This window comes from Pleomorphomonas sp. PLEO, assembly GCF_041320595.1.
Lineage (GTDB): Bacteria > Pseudomonadota > Alphaproteobacteria > Rhizobiales > Pleomorphomonadaceae > Pleomorphomonas.
On the sequence record NZ_CP166625.1, the window covers coordinates 3977986 to 4002448 of the forward strand.

Genomic DNA, 24463 nt, shown 5'->3' on the forward strand with positions numbered 1-24463 from the left:
CCTCCCCCGATCACTGTAGCGGACCAATCACCTCGACATGGCCGGCGCCGGTGCGAGCCTGCCGTTCCGGCCGGTACATGTCCTCAAGCGTCGCCGCCGGCAGGTTGAAGCTGCCGGGAGCGACGGCGCGGGCCATATAGGCGAACTGGAACTCCGTGGTGTCCTTCAGATCGAAGGCCACGGTGAAGCGGTCGGTCTGGTATTCGGTGTGAGCGGCGTTATCGAGCGGTGCCAACCAGTCGAGCGCTGCCACATCACCGGCGCGGACCAGCGACGGATTGTCGATGGCAAAGCCCGCCGGCAGCGGATCGTTCAGCACGAGACGCGCCCAACCGGACTGCGACGTCGTCACACCGAGCACCACGACCATGCGATCGCCGAGCTTGACGGCCGACGGATCGATCTCATTGCCGTCGAGGTCGTAGTAGGTGCGCGTCAGCGCGTAGCCATTGCCACCCGCCGGCTCCGGTGTCGCCGGAATGCCGGTTACGGTCACCCGGGCGTCGACCGCCGTCTTGCCGACATTCTTCACGACAAGCCCCGTAGCAACATCCCCCGGCTCATATTTCGCCGTGAAAACGCCCTCGTGGGGAGTGCCTGCCACGTCGAGTTCCGGCTTCAGCCCGTCTTTCAGCATGGCGTGGGCGGCAAGCAGCATCCAGGCTTGTTCCTGCGTGGAGGTATAGGTGCTTGCCTTGTAGAGTTTGCCCACCTCGCGGCTGAGCCCCTGATAATCGAAGCTCGTCAGCTTCGATTCCGAAGCAAGCGCCAGAATGGCGGCGCCATCGCGGAGGTCAGAGCCATAGTCGGCACGCCAGAGACGCGCGCCGTCCTTGCCCTCATTGAGCAGATCGAGCGACGAACGGAACGCGCCGGACGCCTTCTGGCTATCACCGTAAAGGGCGAGTGCTGCCCCGAGCTGAGCGCGGGCGAGCGGGGTTCCGAAGGAGTCCAGCTTGGTTTCCGCGAAGAAGCGCAGGTCGCCGATCGAGGCGCGGCCGTTGCGCGCCAGCACGTACAGTCCGTAAGCGACATCCTCGCCTCCATCAGTGAAATCGGAGGCATAGGCGACGCGGTTCTTGAGATTGGTCACCGCCATGTCATAGGCAACCGGCGGTACCGTATAGCCCTTCTCCTTGGCACGGGTCAGGAAGTCGGCGACGTAGGCGTTGAGCCAAAGATCTTCCGATCCCGGGCCCCAAAGGCCGAAGGAACCATCCGAACCCTGGTTGACCAGAAGCGCATCAATCGCCTTCTGCACCCTGTCATGAACAGGCGCCTCGCCGGCAAGGCCCGCCGCCAGGATGACATCGTCGAGGTAAACCAGTGGCAGCGCCCGGCTGGTGATCTGTTCCGAGCAGCCATAGGGATACTTGTCGAGCGCGTGAACGAGGCCCGGCAGGTCGATGCCGGCGACGGTCCCGACGGTCAGCGTTGCGCGCCCGGTCGCTGGTTTGAGATCGGCGAACAGGTCGGCTGAGAGCTTCAATTCACCGCTCGCCGGTTTCAGCGAGAAATCGCTGACGCGCGTGACGGCCGGTTCGTTGTCGCGCACGCCGAGCGTCAGCGTCTTGGTGAGCACGCTGCCATCGGGCGACTTCAGCGCGGCAGTGATCGTTTCGTCGCCGACGGCCTTGCCGGTGATCGGGATCAGCACGCGGGCCTTACCCTTATCGGCGAGGGAAACCGTCGCCTTGGCGAGCTTCTCGTCGAGACCGACAAGATCGCCGGCCGTCGTGACCTCAAGGGCGAAGTTACCCGTGGGACCTTCGAGGTAAGTGAAGTCGAGGGCGAGGCGCGAGCGGTCGCCGGGCGCCAGGAAGTTCGGCAGCGAGGCCTGGATAACCACCGGGTCGCGCACCAACACGTCGCGCGACGCGTGACCGACGCCCGTCTTCGACCAGGCAACCGCCATTACCTTCACCGTGCCGTTGAAGTCGGGCATCTTGAAGGACGCGTGCGCGAAGCCGTCGGTACCGACCTTGGTCACGCCCTGGAAGAATGCGACCAGCCGCTCGGTAGGCGGTGGCCCCATCAGCTTGGATATGCCGCCGCCATCACCGCCGGTACGAACCTGGCCAAGCGCGCCAAGCGTGGTGTCGATCAACTGGCCATAGAGATCGCGGAACTCGATGCCGAGCCGACGCTGGGCGAAATACCAGTCCTCCGGCGCCGGCGCTTTGAATTCCGTGAGGTTGAGAATGCCGACATCGACGGCGGCGATCGTGACATAGGCGTCCTCGCCGGCCTTGCCTCCGTCGACCTTGACGGCAACGTTGAGGTCGGTCTGAGGCCGCATGTCCATTGGGGCGTCGATGGCGACGCCGAGCTGGCGCTCGCCGGGGTCGACGCCGGCCCAGGCCAGCCCAAGGGCGCGCGACGGCATGCGCTTCTCGGCAAGGTCGAGGGGCCTCAGCAGCGACGCCGTTACATAAGCGCCCGGGCCCCAATCGGCGGTGACCGGCAGTTCGATGGTCGAACCGCCAGCCGGCACCTCCACCGTCTTCATGGCGATCAGGCGATCGTCGACCACCGACACCACGGCGAGACCGGCAAAGCGCGGCTCGATGTGCGCCTTGACGGTATCGCCGATGCTGTAGCGCGGCTTGTCGAGGGTGATCTTCAGGAGATCGGGTGTCTCGTCGGATTTGACAGGCACATACCAACCGGCTTCGAAGCTTGTCGACACCGGGATGATCGCGCCGTCGGCGCTGGTGACCGTGAGCTGGTATTCGCCCCACTCGACACGCGCCTCGATACGAGCCGGCTGACCGGGATCGACATCGAGCTTGCCGTCGGCGATGCGGCTGGTCGACTTGATGGCGTGATAATCCCAGGAGCCGTCGCTCTGATACCATTGGTAGTTCGTCTGAACGCGCGACAGCGTCCAGGACAGCCCCTTGGCGCCGATCTTGGCATAATCGGCGTCGAGCACGGCGACGTCGAAGGCAGCGTTACCGCCCTCCTCGACCGCTCCGTCGAACCGTGGCTTGACGCCGATCCTCTCGTGCCCAGTGGAGACAGGCAGCGTCATGCGACGCTCGACCGGCCGGCCGTTGGTGTCGAGGACACGGACGTGCACGGCAGCCTGTAGCGGACGGGTCGTATCGGCAACCTCCGGCGTCACCAGCGTGACGGTGGCCTCGCCGTTCTCGTCGGTGCCATCGGACTGAACGTCCTGGACGGCGGAGGTGAAGTCGTCATCGAGGAGACCGAAGCGATAGCCCGGCGCCGCCGAAATATCGGTGGCCGGCGTCACATAGACCTCGCCCTCGATGGCGAGGCCGGCCGCCGGAGCGCCGTAGAGCCAGTCGGCATGCAGCGTCGCTTCGACCGTATCGCCGGCATGCAGCAGCGTGGTATCGGTCTTCACGGCGAAGTCGATGCGCTCGGGCTGGAAGTCCTCGACCTTGAAGGTCACCTCCTGCAGCGCGCCGGCCTTCGGATCGGTATAGGCGGCGGCGCGCCAAGTGCCGCGCTGCGCCTCGCCGGGCAGATCGAACGAGAGGTCGCGCCCACCGGCGCCTTCGTCGGCGGCGAGTCGACGGACGAACTCATTACCGTCGGGTCGGCTGACCACCAGCGTCAGCGGTACGTCGGGCAAAGCCGCCGCCGTCGGATCGCGGGCGAGCACGGTAAGATTCACCGTCTCACCGGGCCGATAGACGCCGCGCTCGGTCGTCATGAACACATCGACCGGCTTGGGAGGGTCGCGCCCCTCGACGCCACGGTCGGTCAGGTCGAAAGCGGCCTTCTGCAGATTCAGGAAAGCAAAGTCGCCGTCCTTGGTTGCCAGGAGAAGCTGCGGTGCCGATCCGCCAGTGCCCTTGATGAGGCCGGCATCGAAGCGAGCATAGCCCTGATCATCCGTCTTGGCCGATCCGAGCACGTCGTTGTCGGCGGCAATCAGCTTCAATTCGACGCCAGAGACCGCCTTGGTATCGCTCAGCGCGTGGATCACCACATGCAAGCCGTCGTTACCGGTCATAGTGGCAAGGCCGAGATCGGAGACAACGAACCACTGCGTGGCGTCGGCCGACCATTCATCCTTCTTGTTGACGTCGCGAACCACCAGCGCGTAGACGCCGGGCTCCAGCGTTTTCACCAGTTCGCTGACCGGAACGGCGGTCGTCACCTCGCGATTGGTATCGCGCTTGATGTCAATCTTGCCGGACCAGACCTCGCGCCCTTCGCGATCGGCGACGGCGTCGGCGCTCCACTTGTCGAGCTGGCTCAGGAAGCGATCCTCGCCGACCGTATTGACGAGATTGCGGTCGCCAACCTTCAGCACCCGGGCATCAAGCGTATCGACGTTGACCGACACCACGGGGATGGTAGCGTTTGGCGTCTTCGGCAGCACGTAGGCCTTGCCGACAAAGCGCACCGACGGATCGCGGTCGCGAACGTAGATGTCGAGCTCGACGGTCTTGTTCAGTGCCTCTTCGCCGTCCTTGGCGGGCAGGCCCTTGCGGACGGTAAGGTGGTAGCGGTTGCCGTATTCGACACCGGCGGCGCAGATCTGGTTGTCCTCGGCCTCAATCTCAAGCTTGTCACCGCCGTCCACGGCGACATAGCCGGTGATCGACGGATCGTTGCGGGCGATCGGGTCGGAGAAGGTGACGCAGATGCGCGGCGTCGATGACTGCGTGTCCACGGAATTGTCGGCGACGCGGAAACCGTGCTGGGCGATCCAATCATCGAAGGCCGAGCGCCAGTCGGGATCGTCTTGTAGCGCAAGGCGACGACGCAGCGTCTTGATGCCGAGGTTCCAGTTCTCCCGTGTCACAAAGGAATTGGCGAGCGAATTCAGCGCCGCAACCTGCTGGTCGACGTCGGCCGCGCGGAGATAGGCGTTGATGGCAGCGGCTGTCGACTCCTGAATAAAGGTGTCGTGCTTCTCATTGGTGTCCGGCACCAGGATCGCCTGGTCGGAGTAGCGCCACCAGAGGTCGTTGCGCTCCGGGTCCAGGCGGATGGCCTTGCGAAGATCTTCGGCGGCCTTCAGATGATCGCCGGCATCCATCGCTTTGTCGCTGTCGGCGAGCAGCTTGTCGAGCTTGCCCTCAGCCGGCTCGTCGGCAATGTCCCCCTCGAGCTTGCGGGCTTCGTCGATGAAGCTCTGCCCGACGAAGCCGAGCTCATCGCGGCGGGTCTCCGTGACCGAGGGATCGGTTGCTTTGGACGCGACGATCCGACCGGCCACGGCGCCCGCGAAGGTGCGGAGATCACCAACCGTGGCTTTCTTGAAGCACCATTTGGCTTTGGTGTTGTAGGTGAAAGCAACGCACCGATCGTCAGCGACGCAGGCCGCCTCGCAGTCGCCGAGTTCGACACCCTTCAGCGTATCGATATCCTCGCCGAAATAATCGGCGCCCTCGGTGATCACCGCCCGCCGCTCGGCTGCATTGCCCGGTTGAGCGAGGGCAAGTCCTGTTGCCGAAAGACACACGAGCGCGAAAACTCGCGCCAAACGCCGAACGGACACCATGGATCTCCCCCTCGGAAACCGGCCTTTGGCCGGACAATGACATCAATCAAAGGCAGCAGGATGAAGTGATCTAAATCAGCAATAAACGGCGGATGGGCTGTCGGCAACTCGGCCAAAGGCGATGTTTGCCGATGCGAAGGAGTCGACAGGGGCGTCAGGCAGTGGCCTTGGTCGGGTCTGCGGCATCGATTATCCGAATATTGATGCGCGGCGCACCCTGCCACCAGTCGAGATCGACGTGACCTGCGATATGAACCGGCGCGCCGCGACTCGCCGCCAGGAAGTCGCCGAGCGGCTGACCGGCGGCGCGGAAGGCCATGGCCTTGACGCGGGTGCCGGCCGAGGACGCGAGAGTCAAACGGAGGTGGTTGCGCCCGACAGTATCGAGATAGAGGATACGGTGGGCGGGGAAGACAAACAGCGGCTCGGGTTGAGCCGACCCGAAGGGGCCGACCCGCCCAATCGCTTCGATGAGTTCGGGCGTCGCGCCATCGGCGGTCAGCGCCGCGTCGATTTCCAACGCCTCGGCGGCGCGGGCCATCGCTACGCCGTCGGCCACAGCCGCCGATACGAAGGCGCGGAATGCATCGACGCCTTCCGCCGGCAGCGATACGCCGGCCGCCATGGCATGTCCGCCTCCCTTAGTAATCAGGCCGCGTTCAAGGGCAAGGCGCACCACGGCACCGAGGTCGACGCCGACAATCGAGCGACCGGAACCAACCGCCCCACCCTCACCATCCATCGCGATGGCGAACGTCGGGCAGCGATAGCGCTCCTTGAGGCGGGCTGCGACGAGGCCGACGATACCCGGATGCCAGTCGGCTGAAGCCTCCACGATCACCGGCGGGGCCACACCGCCAAGCCGAGCCGCCACCATCAGCTCGGCCGCGTCCACCGCTTCGGCTTCCAGCGTTTGCCGCTCGCGATTGAGCCGGTCGAGTTCCACGGCAATGCGACCGGCCGCCACATGATCGTCGGACGTCAACAGGCGAGCGCCGAGGCCGCTGTCGCCGATACGGCCACCGGCATTGATGCGCGGCCCCAGCATGAAGGCAAGATTATAGGGCGTCGGCGGTCCGGTGAGCTTGACCACATCGGCAAGCGCCGCGAGGCCGCGATTGCCGCGCGCGCGCAAGACGGATAGCCCCTTCACGACGAAGGCGCGGTTGAGACCGATGAGCGGCACCACGTCGCAAATGGTGCCAAGCGCCACCAGGTCGAGCAGCGCCAGCAGATCTGGCGGCGGCGTACCCTGCCGCTCGAACCAGCCGCGCCGCCGAAGCTCGCGATTGACGGCCACCAGCGTCACGAAAGTAACGCCGACGGCGGCAAGATGGCCGTGGCCGGAGAGATCGTCCTGCCGGTTAGGATTGACCAACGCCAGCGTTGGCGGCAGTTCCACGCCGGCCTGGTGATGATCCAGGGTAACCACGGAAAGGCCAAGCCGTCGCGCCTCGTCGAAGGCCTCGAAGCTGGACGTGCCGCAGTCGAGCGTCACGAGCAGCGTGGCGCCACCAGCCGCCAACTCGCCGACGGCGCGCGGATTGGGGCCGTAGCCGTCGACGATGCGATCGGGGATGTAGATGGCGGGGTCGAGCCCCTGACTGCGCAGATAGCGAACGAAGACAGCCACCGACGTGGCGCCGTCAACGTCATAGTCGCCGAAGACAGCCAGCTTTTCACCGTGTTCGATAGCGTCGGCGATGCGGCTGGCCGCCGCATCCATGTCGGTGAATAGCGAAGGGTCGGGCAACAGTGTCCGGATTTGCGGATTGAGATAGGCGTCTGCGGCGTCGGCTGGAACGTCGCGGGCGGCAAGCAGCCGCGACACGACGTCTGGCAGACCGACCTCCTGCGCGATCTGGCGAGCGAGCGCCGCGCCGCGCATATCCAGCCGGTCGCGCCAGGGACGATCGGTCGCGGAACGCGTTACGCCAAGAACAGCGCGGCGCCCGGCCGGAAGGGTCGGCGGAACGGATTCGGCAGGAGAAGTCATCGCTTCTCAATAGAGCAAGCGACGCGGCCACGCAAAGCCGCAGGGGCAACTGACGGAGGATAGATCAGGCGTTTTGATGTTCGGCGGAGATCATGACGGCCAGTTGGTCGATCAATGGATGATCGGGCCAGATCAATCCCAGCAAGCTGGTGGCAAAGCTGGCCGGCGCCGAACCCGGCGCGGTCACCAGCATGCCGTCGATCACGGCGCGAGGCGAGTCCACATAAAGCGATCCGTCGTAGTCCGGCACATGATCCCGAAGATAGACGGCCGCGTTACTGGTATGGCGCCGCTGTTGCAAAACACCAGCCCGCGCGGCGGCGAGCGTCCCGCCACAGATCGCACCGACCGGGCGGCCGGACGAAAGCGCCGAACGAATAACGGCACCAATATCCGGTGCATCGGCAGCTTCCCATCCGGACGATCCGATCACCGCCAACGCGTCGAAATCCTGCGCCGCAAGCGCCTCCAGCGCCGCTCCCGGCGTAACGCTCAGTCCGCCCATCGACCGCACGACACGCCCGCCAGGTGTGTAGTGGTCGACACGAGCGCCGAGCCACGCCCGCGCAGCGGCGGCGAACGGACCCAATTCCCAATCGGCAAATTCGTCGAGCAGCACGATGGCAATGCGCTTGGCGGTCATGGTCTGTCCTTTCGTGCGGCGTCGATGGACGACTATCGCACCGCTTTGGACAGTTTTATGTCAGCAGCCCGAAGCACTCACGTTGCCGGAAAATGAGGTGGCCCGCCTGAGCACCCGGATCTCAGGATCGATATAGCGAGCCTCCCAAAGAATACACGTCGCACTCCGCAAGTTTTTATCCCTAGGTAATTCTCACATTTATGTTCATCATTCGACAGTAAAGTTTCATTTTAGAATAAAATTTCAGCAATGACTTCCTTTGTTAATATTGTTTAATTTCCGGCATACCATATTGACGTCTGCCCAGGATGGAACCGACCATGAGCAGAACTACGTTTGTTGGATATGCCCTCATTCTGATTGGCGGCCTCGCCTTTTCCGTGTTTCTTCTACAAAAAGAACGAAGCGATCTGGCCGCCGCCAAGACGGCTTATCGTGCGACCATGCAAGCCGATGCCGAGCCCACACAGGAGCGCATCGGCGAACATTTCGGCGAGATCTACCGCAACATCAGGACGATCAGCTTTCTGCCGAGTGTCCGCCATATGACACCTGGCGGAGCGGCGGTCAGCGACGATGCTCTGGCATCGATCCAACAAATCTACAACAACCTTGCCAGTAGTGTAGCCGTCTCAGAGGTCTACTTGATCCCGGGGCCGTTCGATCCGAACAGCATCGATCCATCCACGGGAAAGAAACAGGTGCCAGCCTTGATGCTGGACGAGCTGATCACCGATGGCAGCCAAAAGTCCGGGTCTCAGACGGCGGTCGCCGCCGACATTGCCGGCGTTCCGGAGGAAGAGGACGAAGAGTACGCGCTGATCGTCAAACAGATTCAGGCGTTCGAAACTCTGCACCCGGATCTGGCGGCGATTTCTGATATGGCGGTTCCGTTGCAAGCCGGCCCCGAGGTTATCACCTGCGACAATTCGCAGATGACCTCGGCAAGTGACGACAAAGGGCGTTCGGGACTGGTGTTCTCCGTGCCGATTTATGGCACTGACGGGAAAGTAAGGGGGGCCGTATCGACGGTCATACTCTCCAATATCATCAGATCAATGCTGCCCGATGCACATTTTGCACTGGTCAACCCGAGCTATGGCTATGTTGGCCTGTCAAAGACACCTGGACAGGCCGAAGCATCTCTGGACTTCGTCAAAAAGGGCGCTCCAGATCCCTCCCTAATTGCCTCCTTCGTATTGCCCATATCCACCGCCGACGCCGAGCATCCCTGGATGTTGTGGGTCGGCCTTCCCGACGCTGAATTCGCGGCAAGTACCGACGTTCGCGACATAACGAACCAGCTTTGGTTCGGCCTTGCTGCCGACATCGCGGGCATATTAGTGTCCGGCCTCATCTGGACACTGATCCGCCGCAACCGAGCTCGCGCTGAGGCCAGCGAACATGACCTTCGGCACCGCCTCGAAGAGCAAGCCCATGAACTCGCCGAAATTGAACAATTCCGTAGCGAAGAGCGGCTCAATGAAGCAACCCTGAAGCGTGAGATCCTCCGCAAAATGGCCGCCGAGGTGGAACTCTCGACCGGTTCCGGCCTCGATCGCATTATTGACGGAGCAGAATCTCTTGAGGCCCGTACCGCCGGCATGACACAGGTTATCGGCGATGTCCGTGCTGCCTCGCAGCAAATCGCCGACGCCGCGCAACGCTCGCAGATTCTCAATGAGAACGCCGCCAGCTTGTCGGATCAGGTAATAACCGCCATCAACGGCATATCCGATGACGTACACCGAAGTGCCGACGTTGGCCGCTCGGCGCTGTTGTCGATGGTCGCCGCTCGGTCGGCCGTCGAAGATCTGTCGCGAGCCGCCTCCGACATCGACCAGATCGCCGCGACGATCGCAACGATCGCCAAACAAACCAACCTGCTTGCTCTGAACGCGACCATCGAATCGGCGCGCGCAGGCGAACTTGGCCGGGGATTTGCCGTTGTGGCAGGCGAGGTCAAGAGTCTGGCATCACAGACGGAAAAATCCACCCTTGAGGTTACCGCCAAGATCACGGAAATCCAGGATACGACGCGACGTGTCGCAGAAGCTCTGCGCGATGCAGGCAAGACGGTGGAAACGTTGGGCGATACCAACAGCAGCATGCTGGCGCGTGTTGACGGACAGAGGGCGACCGTTGCCGATTTCTCGGCAAAGCTACGCGAGGCGCAAATGGCTGTCGCGGACGTCGGCCATCGGATCGGCGCCATCAACGCCGCCGTCGAAAGCACCTATGCTCTGTCGGCCGATGTTGCCGAGGTGACCAAGACGATCGAACACTCATCTCTGTCGCTGCGAGACGACGTGCCGAGAATTATCAAAGACGCCATGGAACGAGCGGACCCGCTCGCGACGACGGCTGCCTGACGCTAATTCCAATTCGCGAAGATGCTGACGCATCCGCTCATTGAAGCCATTGCCGATTCCTCATTTGCATCAGGGGTATAAGAAATCGGCAAGCAGAATACCAAGAGTCATTTTCAATGCACCTTGGTATAGCTCGTTGTCGATGGGGTACACATGGAAAAGGCCCGGCGCGAGCCGGGCCTTTCCTCATTTATTGCCCAAAGCCGAAGAGGCTCAGGCGCCCTTGAGGACGCTACGGCCGGCGTACTTAGCCTGGGTGCCCAGTTCTTCCTCGATGCGGATGAGCTGGTTGTACTTGGCGATTCTGTCCGAACGGGCCAGCGAACCGGTCTTGATCTGGCCGCAGTTGGTGGCAACCGCGAGATCGGAGATCGTGGTGTCTTCGGTCTCGCCCGAACGGTGGCTCATGACGGCGGTGTAACCGGCCTTGTGGGCGGTCTCGACGGCATCGAGCGTCTCGGACAGCGAACCGATCTGATTGACCTTGACCAGGATCGAGTTGGCGGTGCCGGCCTTGATGCCCTGTACGAGGCGCTTGGTGTTGGTGACGAACAGGTCGTCGCCAACCAGCTGAACCTTGCTGCCGATCTTGTCGGTCAGCTTCTTCCAGCCGGCCCAATCGTCTTCCGACATGCCGTCTTCGATCGTGATGATCGGGTAGTCGGCGGCCAGCTTGGCGAGGTATTCGACCTGCTCGTCGATCGAACGAACCTTGCCTTCGCCTTCGTAGTTGTACTTGCCGTCCTTGAAGAACTCTGTGGAGGCGCAGTCGAGGCCGAGGTAGACGTCCTTGCCAGCCTTGAAGCCGGCCTTTTCGATCGAGGCGACGATGAAGTCGAGCGCTTCGACGGCCGAGCCGAGGTTGGGAGCGAAGCCGCCCTCGTCACCGACGTTGGTGTTGTGGCCAGCCTTCTTGAGGCCCGCCTTCAGGGTGTGGAACACCTCGGTGCCGATGCGCACGGCGTCGGCGATGGAGTCGGCGCCGACCGGCAGGATCATGAATTCCTGGAAGTCGATCGGATTGTCGGCATGCATGCCGCCGTTGATGATGTTCATCATCGGCACCGGCAGGATGTGGGCGTTCGGGCCACCGACGTAGCGGTAGAGCGGCAGGCCAGCGGCCTCAGCGGCGGCCTTGGCAACGGCGAGCGACACGCCGAGGATGGCGTTGGCGCCAAGGCGGGCCTTGTTCGGGGTACCGTCGAGTTCGATCATGGCCTTGTCGATGGCCAGGAGATCTTCGGCATCCATGCCGGCGATCGCCTTGTAGATCTCGTCGTTGACGGCGGCGACGGCCTTGGTCACACCCTTGCCGAGGTAACGGGAGCCGCCATCACGCAGCTCGACCGCCTCGTGGGCACCGGTGGAGGCGCCCGACGGAACGGCGGCGCGGCCGAAGGAGCCGTCTTCCAGAACGACGTCGACTTCGACGGTGGGGTTGCCGCGGCTGTCGAAAATCTGGCGACCGACGATATCGATGATGGCTGTCATTGTGCGATGCACTCCCAGTTGGATTGGGGTCGAATTCCTTAGAGAACCCGAGCGTTCTATAGACCGTCAGTGTGACGCTGCAAAGATGCGAACTGGCACGGATGTCAAGATTGTAATTGGTTTAGGCGAACCGTTTGACCACGGTTCGAATCGACTTGTCCGAGCAAGCGCAGAAGACGCTCTTCGGGGCGGGAATGAAAGAGCCGTCCGGCGGCGGTTGCGTTCCAAAGACAGCACCTTTCCTCAACGCAGCGGCCAACCAATCGCTTCGGAGGCAAATAGCGCCGCCCAGATGGCGACCGGCTGGAACGGGAGGCGAAGCCAATAATACAGCTGTGACGACGGCAAGCCATCGACCGACAGGCCGCCGAGCGCATTCTTGATGTTGGCCGGGAACACGCAGACGAAATAGATCGCGAGCGCCCAACCTGCCATGAGCCGAACTTCGGGAACCCAAAGTCCCAAGCCGCCCGCCAGCTCGCAAAGGCCGGTGAACAGAACGACAAAGGCGGGAGCCGGTACGAACCGCGGCATCATGGGCAAGTAGCGCTTCGGCGTGATCAGGTGATCGATGCCGAAAAACAGCAGCGATGCCGACAATCCCCAACGCCCCGCCGTGGCCGGATCGAGAGGCAGGCCGACCAGCCAGCCGATCAGCATCGCCATGGTTGAGACCGCGGTGAGCATGGCAAAAAACAGCATCGACATCTCCATTCGAGGCTTGCACTTTCCGGCCGCCCATTTCAATGTTGACACCATCAACATGCAAGAGGGTGTGGACATTGTCAACATCGAAAGACCGGCAACTAGGTCGTCAGAAAGGTGCCTCCGCCGCATCCGGTCATCAGACCGGCACGGACGACGGTGAAGCAACCGGGCGGACAGACTTGCAGCGGCCCGGCCCGGATTCGACTGCTTCCCACGACGGCAGTCCCTATCACCACGGCGATCTCAGGCGCGCCCTGATCGCTGCCGGACAAACGCTGCTGGCGGAGGGCGGACCATCGGGCGTTTCGCTTCGCGAGGTCGCGAGGGCGGCCGGCGTGTCGCACAATGCCCCTTACCGGCATTTCGAAAGCCGCGAGGCGCTGCTGGCCGCCATTGCGACCGACGGGTTCGAGCGCCTCTCGGATCGGATTGCCGCGACGGAGGCCAATGCCAATGACATCGACCGTCTGATCGCCACCGGCCGCGCCTACATCACCTTTGCCATTGAGGTCCCTTCGCTCTATCGGCTGATGTTCTCATCCGAAGTTCGCAAGGCGGCTTTTCCCGCGCTCGGAGCGGCGGCCGATCGAACCTACGCCCAGCTCACGGCCGCCCTCCCCTCGTCGCCGGCCACGCCACGCGGCGTAACGCTTGGAGCCTGGGCGTTGGTACACGGGTTCGCCGACCTTCTGACATCCGGGCAACTGTCGGACGACTTGCAAGGAAAGTTACGAGAGGAAGCAATCGACCATATGTTGAGAGCCTATGCCCGCGGCGCGGCGAGGTGAGCCCTCGCCGAAGGTCCAAAATATCATGTTCCTTTCCTTCCGCCGTCGCCCTTCAGGAAGACTTAAGTTGCGGTGAAGGCGATATTTATTGATCTTCGCGGAACTATGGGGCCCATAGAGAGACACGTTTGGATCTCATGGACTGGAAGCCTTCATGGTCAACCATCGCGTCGTCGTCGTCGGAGCCGGATTTGCCGGGTTACAACTTGTGCTCGACCTCAAGGGCGCGCCAGTCGACATCACGCTGATCGACCGGCGCAACCATCATCTGTTCCAGCCCCTTCTCTACCAAGTGGCGACGACGCTTCTGGCCACCTCGGAGATTGCCTGGCCAATCCGCCGACTGTTCCGCGACCGACCGGAGGTGAAGACGGTGCTTGGCCACGTCGTCGGCGTCGATCGGCAGGAAAAGACAGTCAAGCTCAGGGATGGCAGCGCCGTTGCCTACGACACGTTGGTGCTGGCCACCGGCGCTCGCCACGCCTATTTCGGCCACGACGAGTGGGAAGCCTTCGCGCCAGGCCTCAAGACGCTGGAGGATGCCACGACCATCCGCCGCCGCGTGTTGCTGGCCTTCGAGCGAGCGGAACTGGAGACCGATCCCGAAAAGCGTCAGGCGTTGCTCACCTTCGCCATCATCGGCGGCGGCCCAACCGGCGTCGAGCTTGCCGGCATCATCGCCGAGCTGGCCCATCGAACGCTCGTCAAGGAGTTCCGGGCAATCGATACCCGCACGGCCCGTATCCTGTTGATCGAGGCAGGGCCGCGCATTCTACCGGTCTTCACGACCGATCTGTCCGACTATGGCCGTGAAGCACTGGAAAAGCTCGGCGTCACCGTGCGAACGGGTGCGCCGGTCACCGATATTTCAGCCGACGGCGTTCGCGTCGGCGATGAATTCGTTCCCACCAAGACGGTGCTGTGGGCAGCGGGCGTGCAAGCCTCGCGCGCCGCGCAGTGGCTCGACGCACCCGCCGACCGGGCCGGGCGGGCGATCGTTGAGCACGATCTCTCCATACCCGGCGCTCCGGATGTTTTCGTCATCGGCGACACCGCCTCAGTAACCACGGCCGAGGGAAAGCCGGTGCCTGGCGTGGCACCGGCCGCCAAGCAGCAGGGCGCCCACGTTGCGAGGGTCATTCTGAGCCGGCTAGCCGGCAAGCCGGCGCCGGGGCCCTTCGTCTACCACCATCAGGGTAACCTTGCCACGATCGGCCGCAGCGCCGCTGTGGTCGACTTCGGCTGGATCAAGCTGAAAGGCGCCGTTGCCTGGTGGGTGTGGGGTATCGCCCACATCTATTTCCTGATCGGCACGCGCAGCCGCTTCGCGGTGGCCTGGAGCTGGCTGTGGATCTTCATGTCGGGCCAGCATTCGGCGCGCCTCATCACACAGAAGGAAACGTTGAAAGAAGAGAACGGCCGCTGAGGCCGTTATCCTTCCATCTCCGCCAGCACGAAACGCGTCATTCCGGCGCCCAGCCTTTCGGTGGGGCGCCGGGTAAAGCCAAACTTCTCGTAAAAGCCTTCCTTGCCCTCGGCCGCCATCAGACCGATCGTAGCTCCGATCGGCGCCCGCCTCAGCACTTCGGCAAGCAACGCCTCGACAACCATCCGACCAACGCCCTGCCCCCGGAAATCGGGATGAACGATGACGTCCTGCAAATAAAAGTAGAGGACGCCATCGCCGACAACGCGGCCGAAGCCGGCCAAACAGGTGCCATCGCGCGCCACGACGCTAATGAGCCCAGCGGCAAGGGCGCGTTCGGCAATTGCGAGATCGATAGCCCCCCAGCCACAAGCAGCCCGTAGCCGCGCGAAGTCTTCCGCCGTGGGCGGTAGGGCGGAAAGTTCAATGGTTGCCATCGCGATCGGGATTCCTCTTTTCCATCAATGCAAAAGGCGCCCCTCTCGGAGCGCCTTTCTTTTCAATCAACACCTTTGCGAGGAACTCCGTTTCACTCGCCAGCGATGGCCCATTCCATGGGCTCGCGCCCCTCGCGCGTCTTCTTGACGCGTTCGGCAACAAGGAAGGCCAGTTCCAGCGCCTGATCGGCGTTGAGACGCGGGTCGCAATGGCTGTGGTAGCGATCCGACAGCTGCTCACCGGAAATGGCGACGGCGCCGCCGGTGCATTCGGTGACATCGCGGCCGGTCATCTCGACGTGGATGCCGCCCGGATGAGTGCCTTCGGCGGCGTGCACGTCGAAGAAGGCGCCGACTTCCTTCAGGATACGGTCGAACGGCCGCGTCTTGTAGGAGTTGAGCGTGATGGTGTTGCCGTGCATCGGGTCGCAAGACCAGACAACCGACCGCCCCTCGCGCTGAACCGCCCGAACGAGCGCCGGCAGGTAGTCGCCCACCTTGTCGGCACCGTAGCGAGTGATCAGCGTCAGCCGACCCGGCTCGTTCTCCGGGTTCAGCGTGTCGATCAGGCGGATCAGCTCATCCGGCGCCAACGACGGGCCACACTTGAGGCCGATCGGGTTTTTGATGCCACGGCAGTATTCGATATGGGCATGGCCGGGCTGGCGGGTACGATCGCCGACCCAGATCATGTGGCCAGAGGTGGCGTACCAGTCGCCGGTCGTCGAATCGACGCGGGTCAGCGCCTGCTCGTAGCCGAGCAGCAGCGCCTCGTGGCTGGTGTAGAAATCGGTCGTCCGCATCTCGGAGACGCTTTCGGGATGAATGCCGCAGGCCCGCATGAAGGCGAGGCTCTCGGTGATGCGATCGGCATATTCCTGATAGCGCGACGATTGCGTGCCCTTGACGAAGCCAAGCGTCCACTTATGGACGTTGTCGAGGTTGGCGTAACCGCCGCTCGCGAAGGCGCGCAGCAGATTCAGCGTTGCCGCCGACTGCCGGTAGGCCATTTCCTGGCGCTGCGGATCGGGAATGCGCGATTCCGGCGTGAAGTCCATGCCGTTGATGATGTCGCCCCGGTAGGACGGCAGCTCGATGCCGCCAATGGTCTCGGTCGACTTGGAGCGCGGCTTGGCGAACTGGCCGGCGATGCGGCCGACCTTCACCACCGGCTGAGCGGCGCCATAGGTCAGCACCACCGCCATCTGGAGGAAGACGCGGAAGAAGTCACGGATGTTGTCGGCGCCATGCTCGGCGAAGCTCTCGGCGCAATCGCCACCCTGCAGCAAGAAGGCTTCACCGGCCGCCACCTTGGCAAGCGACTTCTTGAGCTTGCGCGCCTCGCCGGCAAAAACCAGCGGCGGATAGCTCGAAAGATGCGCCTCGACGGCGGCAAGCGCCGCCTGGTCGGGATAATCGGGCACCTGCTCAACGGGCAGGGCACGCCAGGAGTCGGGCTTCCAGGTGGTGGGCATGACGCGGCTCTTCTTCTCGATGCGTCGCCCCGCGGAAACCGCCGCGGAGCAGTCCGAATTTGGCGCCTTGTACATGAGGCGCCGGTGAGACACCACCACCAATGCGCGACGCGCAGCGGGACGGTGCGGAAGGCGGTGGTTCCGTTTCACCCGTCCGGCACCAGGCCGGAAGTGGGCGATCACGGAGCCGCAAATGCAAAAACCCCGCCTTTCGGCGGGGCTCGTTCTCGCGCTGGGCCTGTCAGTCAGACAGCTGCGGAACCGGCCACGCCGAAGCGGCATGCCACGCATAAAAGCCCATAAAGCCGTAGAAAGTCGGAACCGCGGCCCGCGAAAGCGGGGCGATCAAGGATGTCCGGATGTGCTGAGCGCGCAACATGGATATCGTCCGACGGGGCGCTTCCGCAGAAACTGCCGAAGCAAGGTTGGCGGACAAGAACCATCGCCCGCCGATCACGTCAAGTAAAATTGCGCAAAGCCCTACCAAGGGAGCGTCAGATCAACGCCAACTCCCTCAGCGCCCGGCGCATGCCCTCGGGAATATCGCCGTCGACTTCCGACTGACGGATGTCGGCCGGAGCGTCCTTAGCTGGGAGATACCGCCAGCCTTGGAAGGCGCGGCAGGGCTTGTATTCCGTGCGGTGCAGCTCGGGATCGAGCACGATGCCGCAACGCTCAATGCCGTCACCACCGCGAACGGGTCGGAGATCGAGGATGGACTGCCGTACCTGCACGATGCCCTTGATCACCCAGTAGAGCGAGCCGCCATCAAGCACCTCGTCGACCCGCTTCGGAAACATCCGGGTGACGTGGATGCGTTCGTAGGTTTCGCCGCGAGCGGCATGAACAAGCACCTCTTCACGATACCACTGGTCGAGTTCCTCGACCGTCTCGACACCGACGCAGAGCTTGATGATGTGAAGCGGCATTGCTGATTTCCAAAAGCGCGGGTCCCTCCCGCCAGCCTGGGCTGGCCTATCATGGTTCGCCGTCGCAGACGATGCAAGTCATCGCGGACGAGGCAAACCGGAGTGACCGACAGGTTTTCGACAGGTTGGCCGAGGTACGCTGCAAACGGGCGAATCCGGCACCTCCCTTGGATTCGCCATCTGGAGGTATCGCATGAACGTCTCTTCCACGAGCTACCGGCCGACGCCGGCCCCCATAACCGCTCGGTCAAGCGAAGCAACCGAGGCGCCCGGCCCTGATCATGACGGCGACGCCGACGATGTCGGAGCGACGGCTGCGCCGGCAAAAGCATCGGTTGCCGCCGGTGTCGGGCAGCAGCTCGACATGGTTGCCTAACGATCCACCATCGCTCGATCCGGATCGATGCGCGCCCTGTTTTCTCGGGGCGCGCATTTTCTTTTGAAACCGTGTCGACGACTATCGGAGGTAACTGAAAAGTGCAAGGCACGGCCTGTTTTCACAAGCTTGTTAACTCGGCCTTTGCATACATACCAAACTATTGATATTATTCCATTTTTTAACTTAACACAGCTCGGTGGCCGTGTCATATTCAAGCGTGGAATCCTTTCCCATCCGTGCTAGGAGGACGACAATGACAATTGGTAGTGCCACCTCGAGCCACCCGATCTCCTATACCCCGAGCCCGCCCACCAGCCAGACAGCCAGCGTGGAGAGCAACCCGTCCGAACGGGAGAATGACGGCGACCGCGACGACGCGGACGCAAAGGTCCAAAATACCTCGGCAAAATCGCCGCCGGCCGCTGTCGGCAAAGGTCTTGGCCAGCTCGTTGACATCAGCCTGTAGCGCGCCCTGACGACGAGTCAAAAGGTCCCGGTCGCGCGAGATCGACAAACGCCGCCGCTGCCTGGCTGAAATAGCGCTGCCGATGGCGAAGGCCGTTGAAGCTGCGGCCGGGCAGAGCGAGCGGCACATGGACGAGCGTTCCGGTAGCCAGCGCGCCCTCGACCACCATACGCGACAGGATAGTGACCCCAGCGCCAGCCTCGACGGCGGTGCGAACGGTTTCGTTCGACGGCAGCTCAAGCGCCACTTCGACGTCGTCCGCCACCAGGCCGTAGTGGGCGAGAGCCTGTTCAAGCGCGAAGCGCGTACCCGACCCCTTCTCGCGCAGCACCCAGCGAGCGGCGTTGAGTCGTTCTGCCACGTCTCCACCAATGGCAAGCCATGGGTCGGCGGGAGCCGTCACCAGCACGAGTTCGTCGTCGAACAAGCGGTCGACAGAGAGGCGTGGATCGTCCACAGGTCCCTCGACGAAACCGATGAGCGCAGCGCCATCGCACAGACGACCGGCAACGAATTCCGTATTGCCGAGCTCAAGTGTCACACGGATACCCGGATAACTAGCCGTGAAGGCCTGAATGACACGCGGGATCCAGTAGGTACCGATCGTCTGGCTGGCAGCGATCGCCAGCTCTCCGCGACGAAAATCGGCGAGATCGGACAGCACCGCTTCTCCGTCGTTGGCACGAATAAGGATCGCTCTCGCCTCTTGCAGAAAGGTCCGGCCGGCATCGGTCAGCGCGATACGGCGGCCGATGCGGTCGAACAACTTTATGTCGTATCGGCTTTCGAGAGCAGTGATCGCCGCGCTGACGGCCGATTGCGTCAGATGCAACTCATGAGCAGCCTGAGTGACGTGCTCGCGCTCGGCGACGGCGATGAAGATGCGGAGCTGTTCGAGGGTCATGGATGGCTGGTACCCGAAAGGTCAGGTCAGCCTTATCAACATCAGGCTCAGGCTGGCAATGAAAAGGCTGGCGAGCGCACCCGTCAGCGCCGGCTTCAAGCCTTTTGCCTTGAGTTTGGCGATGCTGGTTTCAAGCCCCATGGCGGCGAGTGCCATGGTCAGCAGGAAGGTACTGACGACGCTCGTCTCCGCTTTGAGACCGTTAGGGATGCTGATGGCGCTGTTGACGGCGACGAGCGCAATGAAGCCGAGCACGAACCAGGGCAGTGGCGCCTTCGGTCGTTCCGCCCCAACGTCACCAAGCGACGGCAGGAAAGCGGCCATGGCGAAGACCATCGGCGCCAGCGTCATGACGCGGGTCAGCTTGGCGATGGTGCCGAAGTCGCCCGCTTCGTGGCCGACAGCGAAGGTCGCCGCCACCACCTGGGCGATCTCGTGGATCGACGAGCCAGCCCAGAGGCCATAGTCGCGCGGTGCCAAATCGAGGACGCCCTGCAGCAACGGATAGGCGAACATGGCAATGGAGCCGAATACGGTGACACAGGCGACGGCATAGGCGACGTCTTCATCATGGGCATCGACCACCGAATTGGCCGCCGCCACCGCCGAGGCACCACAGATCGACGTTCCCGCGGCGATAAGGCGGGTGAGGCGCGGATCGGCACCGATGAGCCGGCCCACGGCCAGCGTAAACAGGAAGGTCGATGCAACGGCGACAAGGATGACGGCCACGCCCCGCAGTCCCGTATCGGCCACTTGGCCAAAGGTGAGCTGCACGCCGAGCAGGATGATCGCCAGGCGCAACAGCCGTCGCATCGAGAAACCGATGCCGGCCGTGAGCGCCGCGTGGGTACCGACAATGTTGCGGATCAGGATACCAACGGCGATGGCGATGATCATCGGGCTGAAATTGTGAACGCCGGGCAGCGTCCTGAACCCATAGGCCACACCGGCAATGGCAGCGCAGACAGCGATACCGGGCAGCAGGCGGACGATAGCGACGTAGTGATCGACGGCCGGAATGGGTTTCGATGCTTCGATCGACTGTTGGAACATTTTACTCTTGCCTAGGCATCCATTGCGATGGATTTCCTATCGCTCAAGCGTTCCGCGCAAACCAACGCATTGTCATGCATGAACCGTTCGCTTCAATCGAACGGTTCATGGTGATGAACCGGCAATGTAAATCGAGAGCGTTCCGGGCCACCGGAAGCGCCGCATAGCCTAGCGAGATAGCGGAACAACCCAATCGCATTGCGGCGAGGCTCGCATGCCATCCCCACCCGCGATCCGACCGACGACTGTCAGGCCGGCTGGTCCGATCGCGCGTTCTTGCTGCCGGGACCGAGAATGCCAAGGTCGTCCTCCGCCTTGACGCGCGCAAGCCGCGCCTCTGCCTCGTCGGCCTCGCGCTGGCGAGCCCACATGGTGGCGTAAAGGCCACCCTTGTCGATCAGCTCGGAGTGTGAACCACGCTCGGCAATACGGCCTTTTTCGAGAACGATGATCTCGTCGGCATTGACCACCGTCGATAGCCGGTGGGCGATCACCATGGTGGTCCGTCCCTCGGCGACACGGTCGAGTTCGGCCTGGATCTCGCGCTCGGTGTTGGTATCGAGCGCCGACGTCGCCTCGTCGAGAATCAGAATCGGCGGCGATTTCAGAATGGTGCGGGCAATGGCAACGCGCTGCTTCTCGCCACCGGAAAGCTTGAGCCCACGCTCGCCAACCGGCGTTTCGTAGCCGTTCGGCAGGCCCTCGACAAAATTGGCGATGCGCGCCTGCCGCGCCGCCTCGCTCACTTCATCGGCACTGGCGTCCGGTCGACCATAGCGGATGTTGTAGAAGATGGTGTCGTTGAACAACACCGTGTCCTGCGGCACCATGCCAATGGCTGCGCGCAAGGATTCCTGCGTCACGTCGCGGATGTCCCGGCCGTCGATGGTAACGCGGCCGGAGGTGACGTCGTAGAAGCGGAATAGAAGGCGCGACAGCGTCGACTTGCCGGCGCCCGACGGTCCGACAACAGCAACGGTCTTGCCAGCGGGAATCTCGAACGTGATGCCTTTCAGGATCTGGCGGTCGGGATCGTAGGCAAAGTGCACGTCCTCGAAGCGCACCGAGCCACCCTGCACATTGAGCAAGCCGGCATTCGGCGCGTCGACGATCTCGGCCGGCTCGCCTAGGAGATCGAACATCTGCTCAAGATCGGTGACGCCCTGGCGGATTTCGCGATACATGAAGCCGATGAAATTAAGCGGAATGCCAAGCTGCATCAGAAGCGTATTGATCAGCACGAAATCGCCGAGCGTCTGGGTTCCTGCCACTACCTCATGCGCCGACATCACCATGCACAGGGCGACGCCGACGGTGAAGATCAGCGCCTGTCCCATGTTCAACCAGGATAGCGAATACCAAGTCTCGTTGGCGGCGACCTCGTAACGTTCCATGGCGACGTCGAAGCGCGCGGCCTCCATCTTCTCGTTGCCAAAATACTTGACCGTTTCGAAGTTCAGGAGGCTGTCGACCGACTTGGTATTGGCGTCGTTGTCGCTGTCGTTCATGCGACGGCGGATGGCGATCCGCTTGTCGGAATAGCGGATCGAGAACCAGACGTAGAGCCAGATGGTGATGCCGATCACCAGAAGGTAGCTCACCCCGAAGTTCACGACGATGACGACGGCCGACAGCGCAAACTCCAGCACCGTCGGCATGGCGTTCAGGATGGTAAAGCGAACGATGGATTCGATGCCCTTGACGCCGCGATCGATGACACGGGTCAGGCCGCCTGTGCGCCGCTGCAGGTGAAACCGCAGCGACAGGCGATGCATATGGATGAAGGTGAGATTGGCAAGACGGCGGACGGCGTATTGGCTGACGTTGGAAAACAACCCGTCGCGTAAGTTATTGAAACCGTTCAGAAGAATTCGGCCGATGTTGTAGGCCACCACCATGGCCACCGGATAGGTGAGCCACATCAGCGTCGGCTCGGGAACATTCGACTTGGGCGCCAGCGCATCGGTTGCGAAGGCATAGAGATAGGGCACCAGAACGGTGATCACCTTGGCGAGTACCAGCGCGGCCATCGACAGCACGACGCGCATCCTGAGATCGGCGCGCCCTTCCGGCCACATGTAGGGCCAAAGCTGAGTGAGGGTCGTCCATAGCGACTTATCGCCGCGGATCTTGGCCTTATCACCGGCGCTGGGATCGACTTGGCTCATGGTCCACCCGAAATACGTTGCTCAAAAAGCCGCCCGACGCGAACGCGCCGGGCGGCTTGCCGTCCTTCAGATAGTCTCTTTTTCCACCGTGTACCATGGTCGGCGCACACAATGGCGGGAATGTTACTGTCCCATGGGCTTCCAGGCGGAGTCGCCTTCCGGCACCACGAACACTTGACCGGGATAGATCAGGTCGGGATTACGGATCTGGTCCGTATTTGCCTGATAGATCGTCGAGTAGCGGATGCCCTTGCCGTAGAGACGCTTGGCAATCACCCAGAGGTTGTCGCCGCGACGAATGATCAGCGTCGCCGGCTCCGCGGGCTTGGCCTCGCCGGACGAACCTGCGCCAGCCTGGGCAGAGCCCACACCGGAAGCGAGCGTCGGAGCCGTCAGGCCGTCTTCCGCGATCTGGAAGGGCACCTCGGCACGGGCAAGGACGGCACCGTTGGCACCAATCTGGTCGATGCGAACGATGTGCTTGCCCGGCGCGAGCTGAACTTCGCCTTGATAGAGCCAACGCCCCTTATCGGCCTTGGTATCACCGATCGACTTGTCGTCGACATAGAGACGGATCACGGCGCCGCTCTCAGCGGAGCCGGCAGCGTAGAAGCGCTTGCCGTTCTCAAGCTCGACAGCGTCGATGGTGACGACCCGCGCCGGAACGGCGGCGGGCTCCGCCTTTGGAGCAACGGAAGGTTCGGCAGTTGGTGCCGCTTGGGCCGGCGTGGCTTCGGCCGCCGGTTGAACAGCTTGAGGCGCAGCCGGTTCGGTAGCAGGAACCGCTGAGGCAGGCGCCGGCGCAGGGGGTAGCGCCGGTTTGGCGGCCGCGGCAAGCATTTCAGCCGGAGGCGCGGGAATCTGTACGGTTGCCGGCGTGGGCGTAGCGACCGGCGCAGCAGGTTCAGCCGCCATGGCAGCGGGAGCGGGTTCGGCAGTGGTGGCCGGGGTAGTCTCGTTGCCAGCAATCGCGGTGGCAGTCGCGCTCGCCGAAGTCGGCGGTTCGACGGCCGGCGGAGGCGTAGCGGCGGCCTTTGGCGGTTCAGGCACAACGGCCGGCGTCGCCTCGACAGCCTGTGCGGGATCGACACCGGCATCGGCCAACTTGGCCTGCGCTTCTTCGAGACCGGGAACCTGGAGAACGGTCGATGGCGACCCCGGCTGGTTCAGCACCACCAACACGTCACCATTCCCACCTTCGGGCACCGATACGGCGACCGACTGCTCGGAGGTGGCAATCTTGCCATCCTTGCCGACGACGCGCACCGACAGGTCATGAGCGCCGGGCTTGAGCGGATCGGCGAGAACGATCGCCCAGGAACCGGTATCGTTAGCCTTGCCGTCGGCGACGACATCCTTGCCGGAGAGAATTTCGACCTTGGCGTTGGGATCGCTGCGCCCGGCGATTACCGCGTCCCCCGTCGGCTCGACGCGGACGAGATCGAAAATCGGGACGACCGTTTCACCCGAGGGAGTGGTAGAAGCTGAGGCGGCATCGGTCTTGGCGGGTGCCGGCGTCGCGACGACATTGGTCGAGGCGACCGATGTCGGATGACCGGCGATCCGGACGTTGAGCTGGCGCAGCACGCCATCGAGCGCACCAGAGAACAAACCGGCCAGAAGAACCACGATCACGCCGACAGCGCCGATCAGAATTGTGCGAAGTCTGTTGCTCATCACCCGTCCACGCCCCCGTCGGATTCGCCGACAAAAGAGTCACATCGACAAACGCGCCGA

Annotated in this window: 17 protein-coding genes; 5 read left to right on the top strand and 12 right to left on the bottom strand. The window is 63.0% G+C overall.

Annotated features, from left to right (window positions below):
- Positions 1–10: 10 nt before the first annotated feature.
- The 3 genes from AB6N07_RS18450 to AB6N07_RS18460 form a co-directional block, all read right to left on the bottom strand.
- Complete coding sequence (locus AB6N07_RS18450) at positions 11–5488, bottom strand: MG2 domain-containing protein (protein WP_370674525.1); 5478 nt, start codon at positions 5486–5488, stop codon at positions 11–13.
- Between the two features lie 154 nt (positions 5489–5642).
- Positions 5643–7484 carry a single-stranded-DNA-specific exonuclease RecJ gene (recJ, locus tag AB6N07_RS18455; RefSeq protein ID WP_370674526.1) on the bottom strand — a complete coding sequence of 614 codons (1842 nt, stop codon included), beginning with the start codon at positions 7482–7484 and terminating at the stop codon, positions 5643–5645.
- Between the two features lie 64 nt (positions 7485–7548).
- On the bottom strand, positions 7549–8127 hold the full coding sequence (locus AB6N07_RS18460; RefSeq protein ID WP_370674527.1) for a DJ-1/PfpI family protein: 579 nt from the start codon (positions 8125–8127) through the stop codon (positions 7549–7551).
- A gap of 308 nt (positions 8128–8435) precedes the next feature.
- Here AB6N07_RS18460 and AB6N07_RS18465 point away from each other — a divergent pair, with 308 nt between their 5' ends.
- Positions 8436–10499 (top strand): methyl-accepting chemotaxis protein, encoded by a 2064-nt coding sequence (locus AB6N07_RS18465; RefSeq protein ID WP_370674528.1) that lies wholly within the window; start codon positions 8436–8438, stop codon positions 10497–10499.
- A 213-nt stretch (positions 10500–10712) separates the two neighbouring features.
- On the opposite strand, the gene eno is transcribed toward AB6N07_RS18465, so the two are convergent.
- Positions 10713–11990: a phosphopyruvate hydratase gene (gene eno / locus AB6N07_RS18470; RefSeq protein ID WP_370674529.1), complete on the bottom strand. Its 1278-nt coding sequence runs from the start codon at positions 11988–11990 to the stop codon at positions 10713–10715.
- Positions 11991–12233: 243 nt separating this feature from the next.
- Positions 12234–12692, bottom strand: a complete 459-nt coding sequence (locus AB6N07_RS18475; RefSeq protein ID WP_370674530.1) for a hypothetical protein — start codon at positions 12690–12692, stop codon at positions 12234–12236.
- A 185-nt stretch (positions 12693–12877) separates the two neighbouring features.
- Here AB6N07_RS18475 and AB6N07_RS18480 point away from each other — a divergent pair, with 185 nt between their 5' ends.
- Together AB6N07_RS18480 and AB6N07_RS18485 are read left to right on the top strand one after the other, a co-directional pair.
- Positions 12878–13486: a TetR/AcrR family transcriptional regulator gene (locus AB6N07_RS18480; protein WP_370674531.1), complete on the top strand. Its 609-nt coding sequence runs from the start codon at positions 12878–12880 to the stop codon at positions 13484–13486.
- A 154-nt stretch (positions 13487–13640) separates the two neighbouring features.
- Positions 13641–14912, top strand: a complete 1272-nt coding sequence (locus AB6N07_RS18485) for an NAD(P)/FAD-dependent oxidoreductase (RefSeq protein ID WP_370674532.1) — start codon at positions 13641–13643, stop codon at positions 14910–14912.
- A 5-nt stretch (positions 14913–14917) separates the two neighbouring features.
- Here the strand turns inward: AB6N07_RS18485 and AB6N07_RS18490 are convergent, their stop codons facing one another.
- The 3 genes from AB6N07_RS18490 to AB6N07_RS18500 form a co-directional block, all read right to left on the bottom strand.
- Positions 14918–15349 carry a GNAT family N-acetyltransferase gene (locus AB6N07_RS18490; protein WP_370674533.1) on the bottom strand — a complete coding sequence of 144 codons (432 nt, stop codon included), beginning with the start codon at positions 15347–15349 and terminating at the stop codon, positions 14918–14920.
- Positions 15350–15441: 92 nt separating this feature from the next.
- Positions 15442–16824: a class II 3-deoxy-7-phosphoheptulonate synthase gene (locus tag AB6N07_RS18495; protein WP_370674534.1), complete on the bottom strand. Its 1383-nt coding sequence runs from the start codon at positions 16822–16824 to the stop codon at positions 15442–15444.
- 494 nt (positions 16825–17318) lie between these two features.
- The gene (locus AB6N07_RS18500) at positions 17319–17753 is read right to left on the bottom strand and encodes a DUF1489 family protein (protein ID WP_370674535.1); all 435 of its coding nucleotides are present in this window, start codon (positions 17751–17753) and stop codon (positions 17319–17321) included.
- A gap of 193 nt (positions 17754–17946) precedes the next feature.
- Here AB6N07_RS18500 and AB6N07_RS18505 point away from each other — a divergent pair, with 193 nt between their 5' ends.
- Together AB6N07_RS18505 and AB6N07_RS18510 are read left to right on the top strand one after the other, a co-directional pair.
- A complete protein-coding gene (locus AB6N07_RS18505; protein ID WP_370674536.1) occupies positions 17947–18129 on the top strand; it encodes a hypothetical protein in 183 nt (60 codons plus the stop codon).
- 256 nt (positions 18130–18385) lie between these two features.
- On the top strand, positions 18386–18598 hold the full coding sequence (locus tag AB6N07_RS18510) for a hypothetical protein (RefSeq protein WP_370674537.1): 213 nt from the start codon (positions 18386–18388) through the stop codon (positions 18596–18598).
- Here AB6N07_RS18510 and AB6N07_RS18515 read toward each other — a convergent pair.
- The 4 genes from AB6N07_RS18515 to AB6N07_RS18530 all read right to left on the bottom strand — a co-directional run bounded on the left by AB6N07_RS18515 (position 18588) and on the right by AB6N07_RS18530 (position 24403).
- Positions 18588–19502: a LysR family transcriptional regulator gene (locus tag AB6N07_RS18515; protein WP_370674538.1), complete on the bottom strand. Its 915-nt coding sequence runs from the start codon at positions 19500–19502 to the stop codon at positions 18588–18590. The genes AB6N07_RS18510 and AB6N07_RS18515 overlap by 11 nt on opposite strands.
- Before the next feature lie 21 nt (positions 19503–19523).
- On the bottom strand, positions 19524–20558 hold the full coding sequence (locus AB6N07_RS18520; RefSeq protein WP_370674539.1) for a YeiH family protein: 1035 nt from the start codon (positions 20556–20558) through the stop codon (positions 19524–19526).
- 248 nt (positions 20559–20806) lie between these two features.
- Positions 20807–22726: an ABC transporter ATP-binding protein/permease gene (locus AB6N07_RS18525; RefSeq protein WP_370674540.1), complete on the bottom strand. Its 1920-nt coding sequence runs from the start codon at positions 22724–22726 to the stop codon at positions 20807–20809.
- 123 nt (positions 22727–22849) lie between these two features.
- Positions 22850–24403: a LysM peptidoglycan-binding domain-containing protein gene (locus tag AB6N07_RS18530; RefSeq protein WP_370674541.1), complete on the bottom strand. Its 1554-nt coding sequence runs from the start codon at positions 24401–24403 to the stop codon at positions 22850–22852.
- Positions 24404–24463 lie beyond the last annotated feature (60 nt).

Bases quoted from the DNA above. Each gene is read 5' to 3' on its own strand.
- AB6N07_RS18495 (WP_370674534.1), bottom strand. From the start codon at position 16,824: ATGCCCACCACCTGGAAGCCCGACTCCTGGCGTGCCCTGCCCGTTGAG.
- AB6N07_RS18490 (WP_370674533.1), bottom strand. From the start codon at position 15,349: ATGGCAACCATTGAACTTTCCGCCCTACCGCCCACGGCGGAAGACTTC.
- AB6N07_RS18475 (WP_370674530.1), bottom strand. From the start codon at position 12,692: ATGCTGTTTTTTGCCATGCTCACCGCGGTCTCAACCATGGCGATGCTG.
- AB6N07_RS18505 (WP_370674536.1), top strand. From the start codon at position 17,947: ATGAACGTCTCTTCCACGAGCTACCGGCCGACGCCGGCCCCCATAACC.
- AB6N07_RS18465 (WP_370674528.1), top strand. From the start codon at position 8,436: ATGGAACCGACCATGAGCAGAACTACGTTTGTTGGATATGCCCTCATT.
- AB6N07_RS18450 (WP_370674525.1), bottom strand. From the start codon at position 5,488: ATGGTGTCCGTTCGGCGTTTGGCGCGAGTTTTCGCGCTCGTGTGTCTT.
- recJ (WP_370674526.1), bottom strand. From the start codon at position 7,484: ATGACTTCTCCTGCCGAATCCGTTCCGCCGACCCTTCCGGCCGGGCGC.
- AB6N07_RS18460 (WP_370674527.1), bottom strand. From the start codon at position 8,127: ATGACCGCCAAGCGCATTGCCATCGTGCTGCTCGACGAATTTGCCGAT.
- AB6N07_RS18500 (WP_370674535.1), bottom strand. From the start codon at position 17,753: ATGCCGCTTCACATCATCAAGCTCTGCGTCGGTGTCGAGACGGTCGAG.
- AB6N07_RS18510 (WP_370674537.1), top strand. From the start codon at position 18,386: ATGACAATTGGTAGTGCCACCTCGAGCCACCCGATCTCCTATACCCCG.
- AB6N07_RS18515 (WP_370674538.1), bottom strand. From the start codon at position 19,502: ATGACCCTCGAACAGCTCCGCATCTTCATCGCCGTCGCCGAGCGCGAG.
- AB6N07_RS18520 (WP_370674539.1), bottom strand. From the start codon at position 20,558: ATGTTCCAACAGTCGATCGAAGCATCGAAACCCATTCCGGCCGTCGAT.
- AB6N07_RS18525 (WP_370674540.1), bottom strand. From the start codon at position 22,726: ATGAGCCAAGTCGATCCCAGCGCCGGTGATAAGGCCAAGATCCGCGGC.
- AB6N07_RS18530 (WP_370674541.1), bottom strand. From the start codon at position 24,403: ATGAGCAACAGACTTCGCACAATTCTGATCGGCGCTGTCGGCGTGATC.
- eno (WP_370674529.1), bottom strand. From the start codon at position 11,990: ATGACAGCCATCATCGATATCGTCGGTCGCCAGATTTTCGACAGCCGC.
- AB6N07_RS18485 (WP_370674532.1), top strand. From the start codon at position 13,641: ATGGTCAACCATCGCGTCGTCGTCGTCGGAGCCGGATTTGCCGGGTTA.